We start from the raw sequence: 21,744 nt of genomic DNA, 5'->3' as shown, positions 1-21,744 counted from the left end.
ACGGCGGCGGGTGTGGCGGTGGAGAACGCCCGGCTGTACGAGGAGACGCGGCGCCGGGAGACGTGGTTGCAGGCCTCCTCGGAGATCACCACCAGTCTGCTGTCGGGAGCCGCCTCGCACGACGTGCTCCGCATGCTCGCCGCCAGCGCCCGCAGGATGACCGGCGCCGACGCGGCCATGGTCCTGCTGCCCGAGGCGCCAGGGGAGGGACTGTCGGTGGCCGTCGCCGAGGGCGAGGACGCCGAGGACCTGCTCGGCACCGGCTTCCCGCTGGAGGGAAGCGCCGTCGGCGCCGTCTACACCAACGGGGAGTCCAGGCTCGAGAAGAGCATGCACGACTCCTCCGGCCCTGACGCGCCCGGCCTGCTGGTGCCGCTGGGCACGGCGCTCCCGGTGCGCGGCGTGCTGGCCCTGGTCAAGCAGCCCGGCCGGATGCCGTTCACCGGCGCGGACGTGGAGATGCTCGGCTCCTTCGCCGCGCAGGCAGCGCTGGCCTTCGAACTGGCCGAGACGCGCAAGGACGCCGAACGGCTCGGCCTGCTGGAGGACCGCGACCGCATCGCCAAGGACCTGCACGACGTGGTCATCCAGCGGCTGTTCGCCGTCGCCATGACGCTGATGGGCGCGGTACGGCTGGTCGAGCACCCGGAGGCGGCCGACCGCGTGCAGCACGCGATCGACGAGCTCGACGAGACCATCAGGCAGATCCGCTCGACCATCTTCGCCCTGCAGGTGCCGCGCGATTCCGGCTCGCCCAGCCTGCGGGCCCGCGTCGTCGACCTCGTCGAGAACGCGCGCGGTCACCTCGGGTTCATGCCCGGCCTGCGCATGGAGGGCCCGCTCGACCACCAGGTGCCGGAGGAGGTCGCCGCCCACCTGCTGGCGGTGCTGCGCGAAGCGCTGTCCAACGTCGTCCGCCATGCCAAGGCCTCCAGAGCGGAGGTGTCGGTCGAGATCGCCGACGGCACGCTCACGCTCGTGGTGCAGGACGACGGCGTGGGGATGGGCGACGGCGGTCACCGCAGCGGCCTGCGCAACCTGGAGGACCGCGCCGCCCAGCTCAACGGCGTGCTGGAGGTCGAGGAGCCGGCCGGCGGCGGCACGCGGATCTGCTGGCGGGTCCCGCTCTGAACCCCCCGCCCGGCGCCTCCCGGCGCGGCGCGCGTCAGCGCCCGCGATCGGCCTTCAACCTGGCGGCCATGGCCGCGACCTGAGTACGGCGCTGCAGGTTGAGCTTGCCGAGCAGGTTGGAGACGTAGTTCTTGACGGTCTTCTCCGCCAGGTGCAGCCGCTGCCCGATCTGCCGGTTGGTGAGGCCCTCGCCGATCAGCTCCAGGATGTGGCGCTCCTGCTCCGACAGCGCCTTGAGCGGGTCGGTCCGGTCGGCCTGCTCGCGCAGCCGCTGCAGCATCGTCGCGGTCGTCTGCGGATCGAGCAGCGACTGCCCCTTCGCCACCGTGCGCACCGCGCCGACCAGGTCGGAGCCATGGATCTGCTTGAGCACGTACCCCGCGGCGCCCGCCATGACGGCCTCGAACAGCGCGTCGTCGTCGGCGTAGGAGGTCAGCATCAGGCACTGCAGTTCGGGCATCTGCGAGCGGACCTCGCGGCAGACGTCGACGCCGTCGCCGTCCGGCAGGCGCACGTCGAGGACCGCCACGTCGGGCCGGAGCGCGGGGATACGAGCCAGGGCCGAGGACGCGGTGCCCGCCTCGCCGACCACCTCGATGTCGTCCTCGGACTCCAGCAGGGCGGCGACGCCCCGTCGTACCACCTCGTGATCGTCGAGGAGGAACACGCGAATCATGATGCCGACGCTATCCATTCGGCATGGGCGCTGGTAGGGACCAAAGTCCCGGACACTTCGGCGAGGGTGGCGCCACAGGTGCCAGATCGAAGGGTTGAAATGACGCCATGATGGCGCCATAGTGATGCCATGCACCTCACGCCGTATGTCGACCGCCTCCACCACGAGCTCGCCGCCTCCGCGGAGGCGGCCGGCGAGGACGCCCGCGCGCTCGCCGAGCGGCTCGTCGTCCCGCTCGACTCCACCGCCAGGCTCGTCCTCCTCGAGGCGCTCTCGAGGGCCGCCGTCGAGATCACCCGTGATCTCGCGCCGGGCTCGGTCGAGCTGCGCCTGCGCGGCCGGGATCCCTGCTTCGTCGTGACGCCGCCGCCGGGCGGCCCCGCCGTACCGCCCGGCTCCCACCCGTCCGCCCTCTCCTCGACCTTCCCGCCTGCTACCTCGCCCGCCGACGGCGAGGAGAGCGGCACCTCGCGGATCTCCCCTGCGCGTCCCCGACCCGCTCAAGCACCGCATCGAGACGGCCGCCGGCGGTGAAGGGCTGTCGGTCAACGCCTGGCTCGTCCGCGCGGTCGGCGCCGCGCTCGACCGCGACGGCGGGCGGCGGCACACCGGCTGGGTGCGCTGAAAGCCGCCCGCTCTCCCTCCCCGACTCCCCCGAAAGGGCCTGAACGTGTCCGAACACGCCGGCCGAGACCCCCGCCGCTGGTGGGTCCTCGTCGTCCTCTGCCTGAGCCTGATGGTGCTGGTCATCGACACCACCGTGCTCAACGTCGCCATCCCGTCACTGATGACCGACCTCGGCGCCACCCCCTCCGACATCCAGTGGATCATCAACGCCTACGTGCTGGTCTACGCCGGTCTGCTGCTCACCACGGGCAACCTGTCCGACCGGTACGGCAGGCGCCGCCTGCTCGTCCTCGGCCTGGCCGTGTTCGGCGGCGCCTCCCTGCTGGCCACGCTGGCGACGCAGCCGTGGCACCTGATCTCCGCCCGCGCCCTGATGGGCGTCGGTGGCGCCATGTTGATGCCATCCACGCTGTCCATCCTGATCACCACGTTCGAGGACGACGAGCGGCGCAAGGCCATGGCCGCCTGGAGCGTCGTGGCGACGGTCGGCGTGATCGGCGGGCCGACCCTCGGCGGGTTCCTGATCGAGCGCTTCTCGTGGAACTCGGTGTTCCTGCTCAACGTCCCCGTCGCGGTGATCGCGATCGTGGCCGCGTACGCGCTGATGCCCGAACGGCGCGGCCCCGAGCGCAGCCTCGACCCGCTCGGCGTGCTGCTGTCCACCGTCGGGCTGACCGCGCTCGTCTACGTGGTGATCGAGGCGCCCCAGCAGGGCGTGAACCTGCCGGTGGCCGTCATCGCCGCCGTCGCCCTCGGCGGCTTCGCGCTCTGGGAGCGCAGGACGCCGCACCCGATGCTGCCGCTGGAGCTGTTCCGCAGCCGAGACTTCACCGGCGCCTCGTTCTCGATCCTGCTGATGTCGTTCGGCATCGGCGCGGTGATGCTGATGCTCACCCAGTACCTGCAGTTCGTGCTCGGCTACGGGGCCACGCAGGCGGGCCTGGGGCTGCTGCCGTACGCGCTGGCGGCCACGGTCTTCAACTACGTCGGCGTGGCGCTCGGCCAGAAGGTCTCCAACCGGACGCTGGTCGTCGTCGGACTGGCCGTGATGGCCGTCTCCTTCGCGGGCCTGGCCATGACCGGCGGCTACTGGTCGATGTTCGCCTCCATGCTGGTCATGGGGGCCGGTGGCGGCCTGGCGGGGCCGGCCGCCTACACGACGCTGATGGGCGCGGTGCCCGTGGAGCGGGCCGGTGCCGGCTCCGCGCTGAACGACACCGTCCAGCAGGTGGGCATGGCGCTCAGCATCGCCGTCCTCGGCAGCGTGCTGGCCGGGGTCTACACCGCCCGGATGCCGCACTCCGCGCCCGCGGCGGCCCGCGAGTCGATCGGGCAGGCGGTCGTGCTGGGTGATCCCGCCGTTCTCGCCGCCGCGCGCGACGCCTTCGGCGCGGCGATGTCGCTCGGCTCGTGGGTGGGCGTGGCCTGCAGCCTGGCGGCCGCGGCCCTGGCGATGGCCGTGCTGCGCCGTACGGCGCCGGCGCCCGCCCCGGCTCCCGCCAGGGAGGACAGCGAGGTCACCGGGTAAACCCCTCAGGACGGCCGGACCGTCGATCCAGCAGGCCGGCGCGGTGCGCGCCCCCGGTCTGCTGGATCCTCTCGTCCCGGCGTCGCCTGGTAGCCGGATTCTGTCAGTAGTGATCTCTACTGTCCCGCGCATGACATCTGCGACGCAGGCGTACAGCTACGCCGCGCCCTCGACTCTGGTGGACGGCCGCCTCGGACTGTCGACGTCCGGCGGCACCGCGCTCAGCGGCCCCGCCCTCGCGCCCCGGTTCTTCAGCGGGGTGGTGACGCAGGCCGCGCCCGCGGCCGCGGCGCTGCTCGGCGTGGCCGACGTGGCCCTCACCCGCTACCACCAGCCCCGTCCGGGCTGGACCCGCGACCCGGTCGTCACGTGCGGAGGCGACCGGCTCAGGTTCGAGTCGTTCTCCGCCTGCGGCGGCGTCTACGCCCGCCTCGACCTGCTCGACGGCGCCCTGGACGGCGAGGTGTTCGACCGGGGCACCACCAACGTCGACGTCAACGGCCCGCTGCGCGAGGCGCTGGCCAGGGTCGGCCCGCGCGACCCGCTCCACCTCGGCGTCGGCGCCGACGAGCTGACCGTGACGACCCTCGACGGCGCGGTCGTGGAGAAGAAGGTGCCGCTGCCCGAGCGCTGGCTGAGGGGCTTCGCCGAGGTGCAGGTGATCGCGGCGGGCATGGACCTGAAGGCCGAGCTGCCGGGGATGAACGCGGTGCGGTTCCTGCGGTCGCTGCCCAAGCGGGCCACGGCCGACCTGTGGGTCACTCCCGTGGGCCGCGAGCTGCGGGTGGGCGACCGGCCCGGCGCGGGCGCGGTGTGCCTGTCCGGCGTGGGCCGCCTGGCGACGCTCCTGCCGCTGCTGCGCTTCGCCAGAAGCCTGCGGGTGTACGGCCCGGCCGGCGGCGCCGGCGGTGCGGCGTCGAGCGCCTGGGAGCTGGAACTGCCCGGCATGCGCTACACCCTCGCCCTGTCGCCGGAGCGCTGGCGCGGTTTCTCGGGGGAGGGCGCGGTGCTGGAGGACCTGTCGTCCGAGGAGGCCGAGGGCGACGCCGACGTGGTCGGCATGCTGCTCAACTTCGAGCCCGAGGTGGAGATCGGCCTGCTGGCCGACCGGGCGGGCCTGCCCACCGCCCGGGTCCGGGCCGCGCTCACCCAGCTGGGTACGGCGGGCCGCGTCGGCTACGACCTGTCCGACGCCGCGCACTTCCACCGCGAGCTGCCCTACGACAGGGAGCACGTGCAGAACCTCAATCCCCGCCTGGCCGCCGCGAGGGCGCTGGTGGCGGCCGGTGCCGTACGGATCGAGGGGGACACGGCGCGGGTGCGGACCGGCGGCGGGGTGCGCGAGGTGAGGGTGAGCGACGGCTCGTGCACCTGCCCGTGGTGGTGGGACCACCGCGGTTCGCGCGGACCGTGCAAGCACGTGCTGGCGGCCAGGATCGCCGCCCGCGCCGACGTGGCGGCCGTGCGATGAGCGTCTGGCAGGAGGTGCGTGACCTCGTCACCGAGCGCAAGACGGTGGCGCTCGCCGACCTGGTGACCACGCTGACCGAGGCCGAGCGGGCCGAGGCGGGCCGCCGGCTGCCGGGCTTCCTCAAGGAGTTGCGCGAGACCGCGACGCGGATGGCCAGGGAGAGCCGGCGGGGCGGGGGTGCCGAGGGCGACCCCGCCGAGGACGACGTCGCCGAGGACGACGACGCCGAGTGGATGCGGCTGGAGGTGCGCTGGGCGGTGGCCGACGCGGTCAGCGCGTTCGGGCCGCCGCTGCTGGTCGCCGGCGCGGGCACGCTCTCCGCCCCCGCGGCCACGGCCGCCTGGCTGACCCGCCGTGACCTGCTGCCGGCCCCGGACCCGTGGCGTGAAGAGCCGGACGAGCTGGACGAGGTGTTCCGCGCGCTGGCCGCGCGCCCCGTCGCCTTCCAGGCCGATGTGGCCGCACGGCTGGCGGCGAAGATCCGCAGGCCGCGCGACCGCGTCGTCCCGCTGGCCCTCGGGGCGCTGCGGGCCTCGGGCGCCGAGCCGCCCGAGCACGACCCGCTCGTGGTCGCCTGGCTGTCGGCCCCGCCCGTGGACGACGACCCGCTGGTCGGCCCGCTGCTGCCGAGGATCTTCCACGCGGAGGGCGCCGGCCGGGCCCTCAGGGACGAACGGCCGAAGCCAGGACCCACCCGCTGGCTCGCCCTGTTCGGGCAGCTCCTGGCGGCGGGCACGGTGTCGCGCGAGGAGATCCTCGACGGCTGCGTGAGCCGGTTCCTGCGCGGCGGCGACGCCATTGACCTGCGCTTCTTCGTCCGCCTGTACGAGCTGGTCGACCCTCAGCCGCACGAGTCGGCCGGGCGGGCCCGCGACCATCTGCGGCTGCTGCCCGCCGCCCCCGGCACGGTCGCCGAGCTGGCCCTGGCCCAGCTGCGCCGCACCGGACCCCACGACGCCGCCGACGTCGTCGACGCGGTCGACGCGCTGACCTTCCGTCCCGAGGCCAAGCTGGCCCGCGCCGGCCTGACCTGGCTGGAGGAGGAGGTACGGCAGGCGCCCGCGCGCGCCGCCGACCTGGCGCCCGCGCTCGTCACGGCGTTCTCCCACACCTCCTACGGGGTGCGGCGGCGCGCGGCCGCCCTCGCGGTCAAGCACGCCGCCGCGTTCGGCCCGGCCGCTCCGCTGATCGCCGAGGCAGTCCCCGCCCTGCCCGCCGACCTCGGCGCGCAGGTGGCGGCGGTGTTCGGCGGCGACCTCGCGGCCGAGGAGGCGCCGGAGCCGTTCACCCCCGCGCCGCTGCCCGTCCTGCCGGGCCCCGGCCGGTTCCCCGCGCCCGCGCTCGACGCGTGGCAGCGGTACCGGCGCGGATGGATGCAGGACGAGCGGTGGCTGGCCGCCTTCGTGGCGGCCGCGGGCGACCGTCCGGCCCTGCGCGCGAAGCTGAAGCGCGCCTTCGACGACGACCCCGCCCAGCTGGACGACCCCGCTCAGCTGTACGCCAAGGAGCGCTGGACAGAGACCGGCGACTGGATCACCGCCCTGGTCAGGGAGGTGATCACGCCGGGCGCCGATCCGGGTGTGCCCGCCGCCGAGCCCGCCGACCGGTGGATGTTGGCGAACTTCCTGGAGGGCGTCGCCCGTCGAGGCCCGCGACCGGATCGGCGCGTTCGCGGCTCCGGAGCCGAGGTCGAGCCGCCGGGCGACGAGGCGGCCCCGCCGCCCGACCCGCGTGAGCCGGCGTTCATCGTGCCTTTCCTCTCCCCGAGCCTGCATCCGTCCGCGAGCCTGCATCCGTCCGCTGGCCTGCATCCGTCCGCGAGTCTGCATCCGTCCGCGGGCCCGCATCCGTCCGCGGGCCCGCACCCGCTGACCGGTCACGAACAGGAGCCCGACCCCGCGGCGGAGCTGCGCAGGCGGCAGCGGCTGCCCGACCCGGGGCGGGCCTCGCCGCCGCACCTGTTCCTGCTGCGCCGGCTGAGCGAGATCTACGTGGCCCTGCGGGAGGGAACGCTGCCGCCCGTCCTGCTGGCCACGCCCACCCTGATGACCGGGCACCTGGACCCCGCGACGCTGGTGGACCGGCTCGAGGCGTGCGCCGCCGCCGGTGTCGAGCCGCTGGCCGCCGACCTGGGGCAGGCGCTGCTGCGGCTGCCGCGCGGAGCCCACCCCGCCGCCGCCGAGCGGGCCGCACGCGTGGGCTCGCGGGGAGCCGTCCAGGCCGCCGCCTGGCTGTCCGCGGGCGGCCCGCCCGACCCGGAGACCGGCGTGGCGTGGGCCTACGTCGAGGGCGGCACTCGCCATCTCTTCGAGGAGCGCACGCCCGAAGACGCCACGCAGGTCGAGCTGGTGCCGGTGCTCCGCGCCGAGCCGACCGGGCACGACCTGGTCGACGAGTTGCTGAGCGAGCCGTCGTCCTGGCACTGGGACGACCACAGCAACTCCATGGCCTGGTGGGCGGCGGTCCTGCCGTCGCACCGCGAGGTCGTCGCCGTCAACTACCTGCCCTACCTGCTGTACCGGTGGACCCGCCCCGGGATCTACCCGCCGCACCTGGCGATACTCGCCGACGCCGACGGCCCGGCCGGTGACGCCATCGCGGTCATGCTCGCCTACTTCCTCGCCAAGGGCGAACCGAAGGCGGTGCCGCTGCTGCTGCGGATGGCGGCCCGGGACAGCCTGCCCGCCGAGGCGGTCGGCCGCCAACTCGCGTTCCTGATCCGCCGCGCCGGATACCCGATCCCTCCGGTGCTGGACTCCCTCACCGACGCCGCCCGCCGGGGCGCGCACGAGCAGGTCTGGGACATCCTCAGGGGGATGCTGCCGGTGCTGCTGCCAGGCGAGGGGGAGCGGCCGACCGCCGGCCACACCGCGGCGGTGGCGCTGGCCACCGACGTGGCGGCGTGGGCCGGCGCCCGAGGCGAGATCCCGTGCGTGTCCGCCCACGCGGACAGCGGGCGCGGCACCCGCTTCGCCCACGAGTGCGCCCGCCTGCGCGACCGGCTCCGCTGACCGCGGAGGGCCCGCCCGTAGGAGGGGCTTTCCCGGATGGGCTTCGCGCAGGCATTCCACCCGGCGGCCGGGCGCAGGTCAGCGGTCGCCGGTCCAGCGGTCGTGGTGGACGGCGGCGTCCAGCGGGCGGCGCCGTCGCCAGCCGTGCCGTTCCAGGTCAGGGACCTCCTCCAGGTGGGAGACGGGGCCCACGCACAGCCACGCGACCGGTCGCACCACGCCGGGGACGCCCAGCAGGTCCCGCAGAAAGGACTCGCGGTAGAACGACACCCAGCCGACGCCGAGCCCTTCGGCGGTGGCGGCCAGCCACAGGTTCTGGATGGCCAGGCACACCGAGTACAGCCCGGCGTCGGCGATGGCGTGGCGGCCGAGCACCGCGGGCCCGCCCCGGTCAGGGTCGTAGGTGACCACGACGGACAGCGTCGACTCGAGCACCCCGTCGATCTTGATCCGGGCGAACCGCCGAGCGGCCTCGCCGTCGAGGGCGGCCGCGAACGTGTCCCGCTCCTGCCGTACGTGATCGTGGAAGGCGGCGCGGACGGCGCGGTCGCGCACCAGGATGAAGTCCCACGGCTGGGACAGGCCGACGCTGGGCGCCGCGTGCGCGGCCGACAGCACGCGGTGCAGCACCTCGTCGGGCACCGGCGCGCCGGTGAACTCGCCGCGCACGTCGCGGCGGCGGTGGATGACGTCGTACAGCTGGCTGATCATGGGCAGGCTCCCGCTGACTCGCGCCCCCGTGGGGGCGGTGAACGCGAGGCCGGTCTTCGGACTCCCGGATCAACGCCTGCCCGCCGGCCTTCCCAGCCCTGTCGGGCCAGTGACTGCGCTCGCGCGCGTGGGCGGAGGCTCCCCGGTAACCGCGGCGGGCCCGTGCCGGACTCTCACCGGCTTCCCGATTCTCCCCGCGAACGCGGGGCACCTCGCAACAGTTCGCCGGGCAGTACGCTAGCCGATCACTTCACCCGCCCGGTCGGCGAGGTCGGCAGGGACTCCGGCGCCCTGCCCGCGGTCCTGTCACCACGGCCGGTGCGGGCTCGTCCAGGCTTCCTCGCGCGAGGGGGGCGGTTGTGCGGCGAAGAATCCGCTTGGGGAAGCGGCGGGTAAGCGTGGGATGATGGCCGGGCCATGTCAGCCACGATGCCGCTTCGAGCTCTGCGAGCCGCCGCCTTCGCCGCGGTCTCGGTCATGCTCGGCATCGCCGCCCATGTGTTCGCCGGCGGGTCGGTGTCGGCGCCGTCGGTGGTGGTGGCGCTGCTGGTGTCGTTCCTGCCGGCCCAGGCGCTGGCCGGGCGGGAGCGGTCGGCGGCCGTGATCGCCGTGACCCTGGCCGCCACGCAGCTGGTGCTGCACGTGCTGTTCGCCGGCGCCCATGCCGTCGAGCCGGTGGTCGCCGGGCACGCGCACGGCCAGTCCTGGCTGGTGCCGGGCCTCGGCATGCTGGTCATGCACGGATGGGCGATCGGGCTGACGGCGCTGTGGATGTCGCACGGCGAGGCGGCCCTGTGGGCGCTGCTGCGGCGGCTGGCCGTACGGCTGCTCGTCGCGGTGCTGGCGTTCGTCGATCCGGCGGCCCGCACGGCCGTCCCCGCGCCGGCCGAGCGGCCGCTGATCCTGCGCTCCATCATGCTCGGCCATGAGATGGGCCGGCGCGGCCCTCCTGGCGTCATGCGCACCGTTCCCGCCTGACCTCCCGTTCGAGGAGGCCGATGCGGGCCACCCCGGGAAAGGGGTGCTCCCCGGCGTCCCTGTCGTGACGGGCGCCGGGTCGACATCAGTGCCATGACACCAGTGCCGGCTCAGCCGGAAGAAGGGCTATCCATGTTCTCGCGCGTCATCGTCGTTGTCGTCGGCGTGGCCAGTCTGGCCGCCTGTGGCGTCCAGGAGGCGGCCGACTCCGTACCGAAGCAGGTCGCCGTGGCCTCGCCGTCCGGGCCGTCCGGATCGTCCGGGCAGTCGGCTGCCGCTTCCGCGCTCACCATCACCGACCCGTGGATCAAGACCACGAAGAAGGGGATGACCGCCGCCTTCGGCACGCTCGTCAACGACTCCGGTACGGCCGTCACCGTCGTTTCGGGCAGCAGCCCCCTGTCGCCGAAGGTGGAGCTGCACGAGGTGGTGGAGTCCGGCGGGAAGATGGTGATGCAGCCGAAGAAGGGCGGCTTCGTCATCCCCGCCAAGAGCTCCCACGTGCTGAAGCCCGGTGGCGACCACATCATGCTCATGGGGGTCACCGAGGAGGTGAAGCCGGGCGCGGAGGTTCCGTTCACGCTCGTCCTCGAGGGCGGCGGCACGTTCGCCTTCACCGCCATGGGCAAGGACTTCGCCGGGGGCAAGGAGGACTACCAGCCCGGCATGGACATGAGTGGCGACCATGGCTGAGCTCGGGCTCGCGGTGAATCGCCGCCGGTTGCTGGCGGGCGGGGCCGTGGCGGCGGTGGCCGCCGTCGCCGGCTCCGCCCCCGCCGCGGGGGCGGGCACGGTCACGGCACCCCCGGTGGTCGCCGACGGCAGGGCGGTCGAGCCGTTCCACGGCCCGCACCAGGCGGGCGTGGCGACCGCGCCGCAGGCGCACGCCGTGTTCGTCGGGCTCGACCTGCGCAAGGGCATCGGCCGCGAGGAGGTGTCCAGGATGATGCGGCTGCTGACCGACGACGCCCGGCGGCTGACCCAGGGACGGCCGGCGCTCGCCGACACCGAGCCTGAGCTGGCGGCGCTGCCGTCCAGGCTGACCGTCACGTTCGGGTTCGGCCCCGGCCTGTTCGCCGCGGCCGGGCAGGCCGGGCGGCGGCCCGCGTCGGTGGCCCCGCTGCCCGCCTTCAAGATCGACAAGTTGGAGGAGCGCTGGAGCGGCGGGGACCTGCTCGTCCAGATCTGCGCCGACGATCCGCTCACCGTCGCCCACACGCTGCGGATGGTGGTCAAGGACGCCAGGGCGTTCGCGAAGGTGCGCTGGACCCAGCGCGGGTTCAGGCGGGCCGCGCACACGCAGCCGAGCGGGCTGACCCAGCGCAACGTCATGGGGCAGCTCGACGGGACGGTCAACCCGGTTCCCGGCACGCCGGAGTTCGAGCGGGCGGTCTGGATCCCGGCGGAGGGCGGCCGGCTGCAGGGCGGCACCACCCTGGTGCTGCGGCGGATCAGGGCCGAGATGGAGACGTGGGACGCCGCCGACACCGTGGCCAAGGAGTTCACGGTGGGCCGCCGCCTGGCCGACGGCGCCCCTTTGACCGGCGGGCGCGAGCACGACGCGCCCGACTACGCCAAGCTCACCCCCGCCGGATTCCCCGTCATTTCCGAGTACGCGCACATCCGCCGGGCGCACGTCGCCGACCCGAACCTGCGGATGCTGCGCCGGGTCTACAACTACGACGAGGGCGTCGCGGCCGACGGCCGCGCCGACACCGGTTTGCTGTTCGCCTCCTACCAGGCCGACATCGCCCGCCAGTTCGTGCCCGTGCAGGAACGGCTGGCCGAGGCGGACCTGCTGAACGAATGGACCACGCCGATCGGTTCGGCGGTTTTCGCCATACCGCCGGGCTGCGGCCCTGACGGCTGGATCGGAGAGGGGCTGCTGTCATGAGCAAGGGATCGGTTCGCAGGGGCCTCGTGCTGGTGGCCGCCTGCTGGTTGCTGGTGGTGCTCGGTGCCACGCCGGCGCTGGCGCACGACCGGCTCAAGAGCAGCTCGCCGGCCAGGAACGCCACGGTGGCGTCCGTGGAGGAGATCGAGCTGGAGTTCACCTCCTCGGTACGGCTGCCCGCGATCGTGCTGCACGACGGTGACGGCTCGGCGGTCACCCTCAGGAAGCCGAAGGTGGATGGCAAGATCGTCACCGTGGCGGTGCCGGAGCCGCTGCCTGCCGGGCGGTACGTCATCGGGTGGCGCGTGGTCTCCACCGACGGGCACCCGATCGAGGGGGAGATCCCGTTCTCGGTGAAGGGCGGCCCCTCGGCCACCCCGACGCCGACCGCCTCGGCCGCACCGTCCTCCTCGGGGGACCCCGCGACCGCCGCGTCGGCGGAAGCCACGCCCGCCGTCTCAGGAGAGGCCACGCCGGGATCGTCGGCGGAAGCCGCGCCGGATTCCTCGGCGGTGCCCGCGCCCGCGGTGACCGGGTCCTCGCCGGGGGCGCCGGACGCGGTGGCCGCGACCCCGGCCGCGAATCCGGCAGCCGATGGCGTGCCGGTGTGGTTGTGGGCGACGGCCGGCGTCCTGGCGGTGGCCGGCGGCGCCCTGCTGCTGCTCAGGCGCCGCCGGGAGGAGCCCGGCGAGGAGGGGTGACCCTGCGCGGACGCTTCAGGTGGGGGTCGGCGGGTTGTGCCTGGAGTACCCGCCGAACTCCCAGCGCAGCGGCGAGGCCGCCGTCACCTCCACCACGCCGTCCACCTCGAAACGGACCGTGCGCTCCGCGCCCCATTCGACGTGCGCCCGCCCCGTGACGTGCAGGGCGTCGCCGCTGTCCCAGTCGGGGAACAGCAGGCCGCAGGCAGGGTCGAGCTCCAGGTTGCCCAGCGTCATGTACATCGAGTTGCCCACGTAGTCGGGCCAGGCCAGGTGCCGTTCGTCCAGCATCGTGACGAATCCGGGGTTGCCGCCGCGATGCGAGGCGTCGGCGCCGAGACCTTCGGCGTGGGTGGCCACGAAGAAGGTGTCCGCCTCGGAGATCCACTCCTGCTGCCGCCCGCTGAGCGTGTTCGAGGTACGGGCGGCGGGGGAGGTGACGGCCGGTCCTGGGATGATCGTTCTGGCCTGGATGTACTTGGGGCAGTTGCTGTAGACCTGTTCGGTGTGCACGAGCAGGCCGGCGCCGGCCGCGTGCGCGGTGCCGTTGACCCGCATCCTGCGCCGGGTGGCGGGTTCGATGGCGATCATGCCGATCTCGTGTTCGCTGTCGAACGCGCCGGCCAGCGGGTCGCCGGGCCCCGGCAGGGCGCCCACCATGATGCGCCGCTCGTCCAGCGCCTGGGCGAAGCCTTCAGGGCCGGTCAGCGCGCCGGCCCACATCCGGCCGTGGGTGTCGGTGGCGGCGACGACGAGCAGGCGCTGCCGGCTCAGGAAGTCGGCGGCCACCTCGGGGATCTCCGGCCGGGTCCGGGCCGATCCCCACGTCCCCGCCCTGGGCACTCCCGCCCGGCGCTGGACGGCGGCCTCTCCGGAGTGCTCCATGGCCTAGAAGAACCCGCACGTGGGGGCCGAGCCGCTGGGGGCCGGGCGGTCGCCCGCGGCGTCGGGGGCGTAGATCTCCAGGCGGATGCCGTCGGGGTCCTCGAAGAACAGGCCGCCGGAGGAGGCGCCCTCGCGGTGCGGAACGATGCCACCGTGGTGGATGGTCGCGCCGATCTCGCGCAGCACCGCCTCGGCCTGCTGGACCTTGTGCAGGTTCGCGACCTGGAACGACAGATGGTGCAGCCCGGGCTGCGCGGTGGGGAAGCGGCCCTCGCTCTGCCGCCACAGGGTGAGCCTCAGGGTGCCGTCCTGGGCGAGGAAGGCGAACTCCTTGCCGTCCTGGTCGGACCTGCCGCTCACCTCGAAGCCGAAGACACGCTGGTAGAAGTCGGCCGAGCGGTCGAGGTCGGTGACGTTGAGGCCGATGTGGCCGGTCTGGAAGGTGGACATCGAGAACTCCTCCGTCGATTCGATACCGACAAATATAACGGAGTTTGATGCGTTATCCCATTAGAAGTTTGTGGCGTGCGTCACTCACTCCGCCTTGTGGGCGCGGTAGTGGCGCGCGGCCCTGGCCCGGTTGCCGCAGGCCGTCGAGCACCATTCCTGGCGCGGGTGCTCCTTGACGAAATACAGCACGCACCGAGGAGCGGGGCAGGTGCGCAGCTCCGCGACCTCGGGACCGGCAAGGAACCGCAGGGCGGCCTGCGCGAGGCGCGCGGCCAGGAACGCCGCCGGAGGTCCGACGGGCACGAGCGACAGCGCCGGCCCGTCCTCGTCCCAGGCCAGCTGAGGCGCCGCCGGTACGGCGAGCGCCGCCGCGTTCACCTGGGCGAGCGCCTGGTCGAAGGCGGGCAGCCGGGCGGCGTCGGCCGCGCTGGGCGGCCTCGGCGCGACGGCCCTGGCGAACAGCGCCCTGACGGCCAGCCGCAGCTCGACGACCTGGCGCCACTGCTCGGACGTGGCGGTGAAGCCAGGATCCAGGCCCAGCTCGCCGGCGCGTGAGCGGGCCCACGCGGTGAGCGCGTCGGGATCGGACAGGGCGTCGAGGAGACCGCTGCGCGTCGCGCGGATCGTGCTGACGAAGTCGAGGGCGAGCATCCATCCAGGCTAATGGGCGATATGCGGTCTCCCCGTTAGGCGGAGCAGGGGCCGGCTGCTCCGGTGCCCGGCCGCGCTAGTCGAGACAGGGCTCGGCGTGCGGGCCGCCCTTGAGTTCGTGGAAACCCGGGGTCGCCGCGACCAGCAGGGTGGCGTCCCAGAGCCGGCCGGCGGCCTCCCCTCTGGGAATGCGGGACATCACCGGACCGAAGAAGGCGACGTCACCCGTCGCGATGATCGGGGTGCCGACGTGGTTGCCGACCCGGCTCACACCGTCGGCGGTCGAGGCCCGCAGGTGGTCGTCGTACGACGTCGTGCTGGCGGCCTCGGCCAGTTCCTCGGGCAGGCCGGCGGCGGCCAGCGCGGGGGCGAGGTCCCAGCCGCCGAGATCGTGCAGGGTCTCGTAGAAGCGGCCGAGCGCCGCCGTGCCGTACCGGAGCTCGACCGCCGCGCACACCCGTGCCGGGTACCAGAGGTAGCCCTCGGTGTCGCCTTCCGGGTTCACCTCGAGGTGCTCGTTGAGCGCGGACAGGCTGAGCAGCCGCCAGCGGATCTCGATCGGGCGCACCCGGGCGGCCTCGACCAGCCACCGCGAGGTCACCCAGGTGTACGGACACGTCGGGTCGAACCAGAAGTCAGTGATCACAGCACGAAAGTACCGACTCGACCGCGCCCGCTTCAGGAAAGTCGCACCACCGGCTCGAGAGGAGGTCAGCGACGGGAGAACAGCCAGGGGTCGCGTAGGTCGTAGAAGACCAGCTCGCTCTCGTACAGCGCCATCTCCTCGTCGAAGAGCTCCTTCAGATCGGCGGGAGGCTGCTTGCGCTCGCCCTCCCTGGCCGCCGACTCGGAGGCGAAGTAGATGGCCTGGGTGAACGAGCCGTCGTCGTACAGGGCCGCGATGCCGCCCAGGACGTCGGGGCGGAAGTTGCTGAACTGCGCCTCGTACAGCTCGTTGAGCTCGCGCAGCCGCCGCACGTCGCGCACCCTGCCCTCGATCACCTGCACGAAGCCCGCCTCGTCCGAGCCCCCGCCGAGGAACGGCACGACCTCGGCGGAGTCGTGGAAGACGACGTCGCCGCTGAGCAGCTTGGAGGTCTCCATCCACCACTGGTGCTGCTCGGAGCGCCCGCTGTTGGCGCGGGCGGCGTCCTCGGACTCGAAGCGGGCCAGGTTGACGAAGGTCCCGTCGTCGGTGACGCCCGCGGTCGTGCCGAGCCATCCCGGCGCGCCGGAGGACAGCTCCTCGACCCACCGGTCGAGCGCGGCGCGCAGCTGGCCGGGGTCGCCGGTGCGGCCCTTGATGACCTGGATGAACATGATGACCTCCGCCTTCCCCGCCCCTCCCGATCTCCGAGGCTACGGTGGCCGCACCGCCCGGTCGAGCTGCGCCGATGCAGGGTTGGGACAAGCAATGGCAAACGCGCGGAGGCGGCCGGCCCGGTGGGGAGGCGGGCCCCGCCGAGCCGGGAGCGCTACGGCCGGCTCGACGGCGTGGCGTATTCGGCGGCGCCACCCGAGAAGTCGTACACCCCGCACTGCTGGTCGCCGACCACCCACGCGTCGTGGCCATGGGCCCAGCAAGCCGCCCGCTCAGGCGTCGGCCGGCCGTCCGGCCGGCCGCGGCAGCGCGGCCATCAGCGCCACCAGGACGATCGCCACCGGCACGCCCCAGGCGAGCACCTCGGGGATCGCCGCGCCGACGCCCCGGCCGTGCGACTGCCGGGCGAGCAGGCTGCCGAAGAGCGCGACGCCGAGCGACAGGCCGAGCCCGCGCGCCGACAGCGCGGCCGACGTGACGGCGGCCAGGTCCGCGGGGACGGCGGCGTTCTGCGCGACGACCACCAGGTTCTGCATCAGCAGCCCGAACCCGAGGCCGAGCACGCCGAACTCCACGGCCACCAGCGCGTACGGGGTGCCGGGCTCGAGCCGGCTCAGCAGCGCGAAGCCCGCCACCACGATCACCGCCCCGGCGACCAGGTAAGGCTTGGGCCGGCCGGCGACGCGCGCCCCCGACACCGAGGCGACCGCCATGAACGTGATGACGTACGGCGTGAGCGCCAGGCCCGCCTGCATGGCGCCCATGCCGTAGGTGGCCTGAAGGTAGCCGGGCAGGTACACGATCGAGCCGCCGAGCAGCGCGCCGAGCAGGGCGGTGGCCGCCAGCGTGACGCGCAGCGCCGGGACGGCGAACAGCCGCGGCGGCAGCAGCGGGTTGTCCGCGCGGCGCTGCCGCCACACGAACAGCGCCAGCAGCGCCGCGCAGGTCGCGGCCGGCGTGAGGACCGCGCCGGAGGTCCACGCGTGGACCCGCCCGCCCCATTCGGCCACCAGCAGCAGGCTCACCGTCGCGCCCGCGAGCAGTATCCCGCCCGCGACGTCGATCCTGCCGCCGCCGGGTGTGGGCAGCCGCAGGGCGAAGCCGACGAGCGCGATGCTGAGCAGGCCCAGCGGGAGGTTGACGAAGAAGATCCAGCGCCAGCCCGCGATGTCGGTGATCGCGCCGCCGGCCAGCGGGCCGCCGAGGCTGGCCAGCGCGAAGACCCCGCCGGTCAGGCCCTGGACCCTGCCGCGCAGGCGCTGGGGGTAGAGCTCCGACAGCGCGATCGTCGGCAGCACGAACAGCGCGCCCGCGCCGATGCCCTGGACGGTTCTGGCGGCCACCAGCTCGGGCAGGGTCCGCGCCAAGCCGCACAGCATCGAGCCGGCCAGGAAGACGGCCACCGCGGTGACGAAGACGGCGCGGCGCCCGAACCGGTCGCTGACGCGCCCGTAGAGCGCGCCGGTGGTGGTCGAGGCCAGCACGTAGGAGGTGACGATCCAGCCGATCGCGTCCGTGCCGCCGAGATCGGCGGCGATGTCCGGCAGCGCGATGGCGACCACCGTCTGGTCCAGGACCGACAGCAGCATGCCGATGAGCAGTCCGGCGGTGGCCGGCGCCACGCGCGCGGGCGTGCTCCTGGCGAGGTGGGTGGTGCTCACGGCGCTCATCCCTTCGCGCCGGCGAACGGGCCGGGCAGGCCGAAGTCGTCGCCGAGCAGGTCCTGGTCCAACGCGGCCCCGGCGACGGTGCCGCTGGCCGCGGCGGCCACGACCGCGGCCAGCGGCACGGGTACGGTGGCCCGCCGTGCCATGTCGCCGGCCGCGTAGACGCCGCGCACGCTGGTCCGGGCGAACTCGTCGACCTCGACGCACCCGTCGGCGAAGGTCGCGCAGCCGAGTCGGGCGGCCAGGTCGGAGCGCTGGCGCGGCGCGTTGACGACGAACACCGCCTCCCTGGCCAGCGGCGGTCCGCTCTCGAACACGATCTGGTCGAGCCGGTCGCCGCTCCCCTCCAGCCTGGCGACGGCCTCGCAGCGTACCGCGACGCCGTTCGCCTCCAGCGTGGCCCGCTGGGCGGGGTCGAGCGGCCGGCCGTCGGTGCACAGCGTGACGTCGGCGGCCAGGCGGGTGAGCTGCAGCGCGAGCCGTACCCGCGCCGGCTCGGCGCCGAGAACCGCGACGGTCCTGCCGGTGCACTCGTAGCCGTGGCAGTAGGGGCAGTGGAAGGCCGAGCGGCCCCACATCGGGCCGACGCCGCGCGGGCCGGGCAGGTCGTCGGCCAGTCCGGTGGCCAGCAGCAGCCGCCTGGCCTGTGCCGTGCCGCCGCCGGACAGCTGGAGGTGGAAGCCGGCCCGCACGCCGGTCACGGTCTCCTCGCGGACCTCGACGGTGGCGTAGGCCGACAGCTCCTGCCTGCCGAGCTCTCGCAGCCGGGAGGGCGGCGTGCCGTCCCTGGTCAGAAAGTTGTGCACGGCCTCGGCGGGGGCATTGCGGCCGTGGCCGGCGTCGAGGAGGAGCACGCTGCGGCGGATCCGGCCCAGGGTCAGGGCCGCGGCCATGCCGGCGGGGCCGCCGCCGACGATCGCGACATCGAAGATGTTTGACATGCGCGCAAGTCTGCAAGTTAATGTCAACATGAAGTCAAGTGGTTCGATGCGCATCGGGGAGCTGGCCGAGCGGTTCGATCTGGCGCCGCACGTGCTGCGCCACTGGGAGGCGATGGGCCTGCTGACCCCTGCCACCAGGGTGAACGGCAGGCGCCTCTACACCCGCGACCATGTCGTCAGGGTGCTGACGATCATCCGGGCGAAGGCCGCGGGGATGAGCCTGGAGCAGGTGGGGGAGGTCCTCAACTCGGCCGGCCACGCCGAGCGCACGGCGATCCTCGAGCGGCACCACGCCGAGCTGGAGCGGCGGCTGCGCGAGATCGCCGCGTCCAAGGCGCTGATCGAGCACATCATGCAGTGCACGGCCGACGACTTCACCCGCTGCCCCGGCTACCTGCGCGTGGCCGAGAGCGCGGCGGGCCTGACCGACCCCGGCCAGGCCACCTGCGTGGTCAGGGCGGATCCGCCCGCGTGACCAGGCCCTGACAGCCGGCGGGCAGGGCGTCAGCCGGGCAGGGTCTCGCCGCCGACCGGGGCCAGGATCTCTCCGGAGTAGTAGGACGACAGCCGTTCGGCGGCGAAGAACACGTACGAGGGCGCGATCTCGTCGGGGTCGGCCGCCCGCCGCATCGGGGCCTGCTTGCCGAACTGCTCCACCTTCTCCTGCGGGAACGTGGCCGGGATCAGCGGCGTCCAGACCGGACCCGGAGCGACCGCGTTGACCCGGATGCGCCGTTCGATCAGGGTCTGCGCCATCGAGTAGGTGAAGGCGTTGATCGCGCCCTTGGTGGCGGCGTAGTCGATGAGCGACTTGTTGCCGCGCAGGCCATTGATGGAGGAGGTGTTGATGATCGCGCTGCCCTCGCGCAGGTGCGGCAGCGCCGCCTTGGTCACGCGGAAGTAGCTGTGGATGTTGACCGCGAACGTGTGCTCCCACTGCTCGTCGGTCAACTCCTCCAACGCGTCGACCGGCTTCTGGTAGGCGACGTTGTTCACGACGATGTCCAGCCCGCCCAGCTCGGCCACCGCCTGCTCGACCACCGCGATGCAGTGGTCGGGGTCGGCCAGGTCGCCCGGCAGCAGCACGCACCGCCGGCCCTCGGCCTCCACCACCTTCCTGGTGTGGTTGGCGTCCTCGTGCTCGCTCAGATAGGCGATGGCCACGTCGGCGCCCTCCTTGGCGAACGCGACGGCGACGGCCCTGCCGATCCCCGAGTCACCCCCGGTGATCAGGGCTTTCTTGCCGCTCAGCAGGTCACGGCCCGCGTAGCCGCGCATCTCGTCGCGCGGCTCCGGCGACATCTGGCCGGTCGTGCCCGGGTACTGCTGGCGCTGCGCGGGCGGTGTGGCATTCGGTTCTTCTGGCATGACGTGCGATTGCCCAGGTCCGCGCCCCTCTAACGGCGAAGCGGCACGGCGCGCGATCGCACCGTGCCGCGACGGGGTCAGTACCCCCTGGTGTGCCTGGCGCCCGGCCCCAGCCTGCGGGGGCCCTCGCGGGTCACAGCGGCGGCACCAGGGCGAAGTAGCGGTCGAGCCGGTCCCGCTCGCCCGTGACCTGCAGCCGTCCGGCCGGGATCCGCCCCCACAGGAACAGCATCAGATCCGACGCCGTGCCGCTCACCTCGACGTCGCCCGGCGTGCCGTCACGGGTCAGCACGACCTCGTCGCCGTCGAAGCGGACCGTCCAGTCGCCCAGGCCGTCGCTCTGCCGGAACCTGAACCGCTCGCCGGCCCCGGGCGGGGCCTGCCGCACCATCCGCCGGGCCGGCGCCATGACGGTGAAGGTCTGCTCGACGGCGTCCGCGGCCAGCTCGGCCGCGACCGGCTGGGCGGTCCCGACCGCGCCCTCGGCGTCCCAGCGGTGCACGGCCGCCTCGATGGTCTGCATCCGCAGCCAGAACCCGGCGGTCTGCTCGGGCGCCCACGTCCACACCCGCTCGTCCGGCGGGGTCTTCCTGAACACCGACTCCAGCGCGAAGGCGCCCTCGCCGAACCACTCGATCAGGCTCGGCGGGACCGGTCCGGTCGTCGGTTCGTGCCCGGGGCCCTGCCAGTCGCGCAGGTCCTCCGGCAGCCCCATCAGCTCGGGGTCGAGCGCCTCCGGCGGCTGCCGCAGGCGCTCGGTGATGATGCGGGCCACGAACCGGTGCACCCAGCCCAGGTGTCCCACCAAATCTGACATCGACCATGCGGGGCACGACGGCACGACGGGCGCCGTGGCCGCTTTGGCCGCGGTGCGGGCGGCGGTCTCGAAGGCGAGGATCTCGCGACGGAAGTGGGGAAGGAGGTCCATGCCTCCACTGTGTCATCCGGCCGCAGAGACTTTCCAGGCTAGACCAGCCGGGTGACCTGGCCGGTGTCGAGCGAGTAGTAACAACCCACGATCTTGAGCTGCTTCCGGCGGACGCGCGGGGCCAGAAGCTTGTCGGCCTTCAGCTTGGCGACCACGTCCGCGGTGTTGATCCTGATCATCTTGTCCACGTCGCCGTGGGCGCGGTCGTAGGCGGGGCGCAGCGCCTCGACGATGCGCTGCAGTTGGCCGGGCAGGGTGGTGCCCGCGTGCAGGGCGTGCGCGGCGGCCGTCACCGCGCCGCAGCGCTGGTGGCCCATGACGACGAGCAGGGGAGTGCCCAGCTCGACGGGCCCGTACTCGATGGCGCCCGTCACCAGGGGGTCGATCGTCTGGGCGGCGCTGCGGACGGTGAACACGTCTCCGATCCCCGCGTCGAAGACGATCTCGGGAGGGACCCTGGAGTCGATGCAGGAGACGACCACCGCGTAGGGGTCCTGCTTCTGGGCGACCTCGCCGCGTCTGGCGGAGTCCTGGTGGGGGTGCGTGGCCTGGTCCTGGACCCAGCGGCGGTTGCCCTCCCGTAACGTGGCCCAGGCCGCGTCGGGGGTAATGGGGCGGGTGGCGAGCTCGGCCGGCCGGGTGGCGCCGTGCGCGGACCCGGCGCCCACCAGCAGGCCGCCGGCCGCCAGACCGGCGGCGTGGAGGAGCGTGCGACGGTTGACGATCTTGGCAGTCATGCCTGCGATTATGCCGATGTATCGTCGTACGCCGGGGCGAGTCGCGCGACAGGTGACACGGGACACAC

At 73.7% G+C, this 21,744-nt stretch carries 22 protein-coding genes and 1 riboswitch; of the genes, 10 read left to right on the top strand and 12 right to left on the bottom strand.

The annotated features are described in order from the left end of the window. On the top strand, positions 1 to 1,131 hold a 1,131-nt coding region (locus ABZX22_RS22135), incomplete at its 5' end, for a GAF domain-containing protein (RefSeq protein ID WP_354911993.1). Positions 1,132 to 1,165: 34 nt separating this feature from the next. Here the strand turns inward: ABZX22_RS22135 and ABZX22_RS22130 are convergent. Continuing rightward, positions 1,166 to 1,807: a response regulator transcription factor gene (locus ABZX22_RS22130; RefSeq protein WP_354911991.1), complete on the bottom strand. Its 642-nt coding sequence runs from the start codon at positions 1,805 to 1,807 to the stop codon at positions 1,166 to 1,168. Between the two features lie 129 nt (positions 1,808 to 1,936). Between ABZX22_RS22130 and ABZX22_RS22125 the strand changes: the two genes are divergently transcribed. From ABZX22_RS22125 to ABZX22_RS22110, 4 genes are all read left to right on the top strand, one after another. Next, complete coding sequence (locus ABZX22_RS22125) at positions 1,937 to 2,341, top strand: hypothetical protein (RefSeq protein WP_354911989.1); 405 nt, start codon at positions 1,937 to 1,939, stop codon at positions 2,339 to 2,341. Between the two features lie 136 nt (positions 2,342 to 2,477). Continuing rightward, complete coding sequence (locus ABZX22_RS22120) at positions 2,478 to 3,962, top strand: MFS transporter (RefSeq protein ID WP_354911987.1); 1,485 nt, start codon at positions 2,478 to 2,480, stop codon at positions 3,960 to 3,962. Between the two features lie 130 nt (positions 3,963 to 4,092). After that, complete coding sequence (locus tag ABZX22_RS22115; protein ID WP_354911984.1) at positions 4,093 to 5,433, top strand: SWIM zinc finger family protein; 1,341 nt, start codon at positions 4,093 to 4,095, stop codon at positions 5,431 to 5,433. After that, positions 5,430 to 8,444 (top strand): DUF6493 family protein, encoded by a 3,015-nt coding sequence (locus tag ABZX22_RS22110; protein ID WP_354911981.1) that lies wholly within the window; start codon positions 5,430 to 5,432, stop codon positions 8,442 to 8,444. The genes ABZX22_RS22115 and ABZX22_RS22110 overlap by 4 nt, the downstream gene beginning before the upstream one ends. Positions 8,445 to 8,522: 78 nt before the next feature. On the opposite strand, the gene bluB is transcribed toward ABZX22_RS22110, so the two are convergent. Then, positions 8,523 to 9,155 carry a 5,6-dimethylbenzimidazole synthase gene (gene bluB / locus ABZX22_RS22105; protein WP_354911979.1) on the bottom strand — a complete coding sequence of 211 codons (633 nt, stop codon included), beginning with the start codon at positions 9,153 to 9,155 and terminating at the stop codon, positions 8,523 to 8,525. A 29-nt stretch (positions 9,156 to 9,184) separates the two neighbouring features. After that, positions 9,185 to 9,385, bottom strand: a riboswitch (cobalamin riboswitch). 199 nt (positions 9,386 to 9,584) lie between these two features. Here bluB and ABZX22_RS22100 point away from each other — a divergent pair. The 4 genes from ABZX22_RS22100 to ABZX22_RS22085 all read left to right on the top strand — a co-directional run bounded on the left by ABZX22_RS22100 (position 9,585) and on the right by ABZX22_RS22085 (position 12,728). Further along, the gene (locus tag ABZX22_RS22100; protein WP_354911976.1) at positions 9,585 to 10,133 is read left to right on the top strand and encodes an MFS transporter; all 549 of its coding nucleotides are present in this window, start codon (positions 9,585 to 9,587) and stop codon (positions 10,131 to 10,133) included. A 132-nt stretch (positions 10,134 to 10,265) separates the two neighbouring features. Then, positions 10,266 to 10,826, top strand: a complete 561-nt coding sequence (locus ABZX22_RS22095; protein WP_354911973.1) for a copper chaperone PCu(A)C — start codon at positions 10,266 to 10,268, stop codon at positions 10,824 to 10,826. Then, complete coding sequence (locus tag ABZX22_RS22090; protein WP_354911971.1) at positions 10,819 to 12,027, top strand: Dyp-type peroxidase; 1,209 nt, start codon at positions 10,819 to 10,821, stop codon at positions 12,025 to 12,027. The genes ABZX22_RS22095 and ABZX22_RS22090 overlap by 8 nt, the downstream gene beginning before the upstream one ends. Continuing rightward, complete coding sequence (locus ABZX22_RS22085; RefSeq protein ID WP_354911967.1) at positions 12,024 to 12,728, top strand: copper resistance protein CopC; 705 nt, start codon at positions 12,024 to 12,026, stop codon at positions 12,726 to 12,728. Before ABZX22_RS22090 ends, ABZX22_RS22085 begins: the two co-directional genes overlap by 4 nt. Before the next feature lie 15 nt (positions 12,729 to 12,743). On the opposite strand, the gene ABZX22_RS22080 is transcribed toward ABZX22_RS22085, so the two are convergent. The 7 genes from ABZX22_RS22080 to ABZX22_RS22050 form a co-directional block, all read right to left on the bottom strand. Further along, positions 12,744 to 13,613, bottom strand: coding sequence for a pyridoxamine 5'-phosphate oxidase family protein (locus tag ABZX22_RS22080; RefSeq protein ID WP_354911964.1), 870 nt, complete (start codon positions 13,611 to 13,613; stop codon positions 12,744 to 12,746). A gap of 3 nt (positions 13,614 to 13,616) precedes the next feature. Then, positions 13,617 to 14,063 (bottom strand): VOC family protein, encoded by a 447-nt coding sequence (locus ABZX22_RS22075; protein WP_354911961.1) that lies wholly within the window; start codon positions 14,061 to 14,063, stop codon positions 13,617 to 13,619. 84 nt (positions 14,064 to 14,147) lie between these two features. Beyond that, a complete protein-coding gene (locus ABZX22_RS22070; protein WP_354911958.1) occupies positions 14,148 to 14,714 on the bottom strand; it encodes a CGNR zinc finger domain-containing protein in 567 nt (188 codons plus the stop codon). 76 nt (positions 14,715 to 14,790) lie between these two features. Next, positions 14,791 to 15,360 (bottom strand): DsbA family protein, encoded by a 570-nt coding sequence (locus tag ABZX22_RS22065; RefSeq protein ID WP_354911956.1) that lies wholly within the window; start codon positions 15,358 to 15,360, stop codon positions 14,791 to 14,793. A gap of 65 nt (positions 15,361 to 15,425) precedes the next feature. Continuing rightward, positions 15,426 to 16,034, bottom strand: a complete 609-nt coding sequence (locus ABZX22_RS22060; RefSeq protein WP_354911953.1) for a hypothetical protein — start codon at positions 16,032 to 16,034, stop codon at positions 15,426 to 15,428. 273 nt (positions 16,035 to 16,307) lie between these two features. Further along, the gene (locus ABZX22_RS22055; protein WP_354911950.1) at positions 16,308 to 17,696 is read right to left on the bottom strand and encodes a DHA2 family efflux MFS transporter permease subunit; all 1,389 of its coding nucleotides are present in this window, start codon (positions 17,694 to 17,696) and stop codon (positions 16,308 to 16,310) included. Between the two features lie 5 nt (positions 17,697 to 17,701). Beyond that, positions 17,702 to 18,643, bottom strand: coding sequence for an NAD(P)/FAD-dependent oxidoreductase (locus ABZX22_RS22050; RefSeq protein ID WP_354911947.1), 942 nt, complete (start codon positions 18,641 to 18,643; stop codon positions 17,702 to 17,704). Between the two features lie 28 nt (positions 18,644 to 18,671). Here ABZX22_RS22050 and ABZX22_RS22045 point away from each other — a divergent pair, with 28 nt between their 5' ends. Next, entirely contained in the window at positions 18,672 to 19,118 is a 447-nt protein-coding gene (locus ABZX22_RS22045; RefSeq protein WP_354911944.1) for a MerR family transcriptional regulator, read from the top strand. 29 nt (positions 19,119 to 19,147) lie between these two features. Here ABZX22_RS22045 and ABZX22_RS22040 read toward each other — a convergent pair whose 3' ends face one another. The 3 genes from ABZX22_RS22040 to ABZX22_RS22030 all read right to left on the bottom strand — a co-directional run bounded on the left by ABZX22_RS22040 (position 19,148) and on the right by ABZX22_RS22030 (position 21,676). Next, complete coding sequence (locus ABZX22_RS22040; protein WP_354911941.1) at positions 19,148 to 20,011, bottom strand: SDR family oxidoreductase; 864 nt, start codon at positions 20,009 to 20,011, stop codon at positions 19,148 to 19,150. 133 nt (positions 20,012 to 20,144) lie between these two features. Further along, positions 20,145 to 20,939 carry a maleylpyruvate isomerase family mycothiol-dependent enzyme gene (locus ABZX22_RS22035; RefSeq protein WP_354911938.1) on the bottom strand — a complete coding sequence of 265 codons (795 nt, stop codon included), beginning with the start codon at positions 20,937 to 20,939 and terminating at the stop codon, positions 20,145 to 20,147. A 38-nt stretch (positions 20,940 to 20,977) separates the two neighbouring features. Further along, the gene (locus ABZX22_RS22030; protein ID WP_354911935.1) at positions 20,978 to 21,676 is read right to left on the bottom strand and encodes a carbonic anhydrase; all 699 of its coding nucleotides are present in this window, start codon (positions 21,674 to 21,676) and stop codon (positions 20,978 to 20,980) included. Positions 21,677 to 21,744: the final 68 nt, after the last annotated feature.

Source organism: Nonomuraea sp. NPDC003804 (assembly GCF_040610675.1).
Lineage (GTDB): Bacteria > Actinomycetota > Actinomycetes > Streptosporangiales > Streptosporangiaceae > Nonomuraea.
The sequence above is the reverse complement of the archived record's forward strand: the minus strand, read 5'-3'. Positions and strand labels throughout refer to the sequence as shown.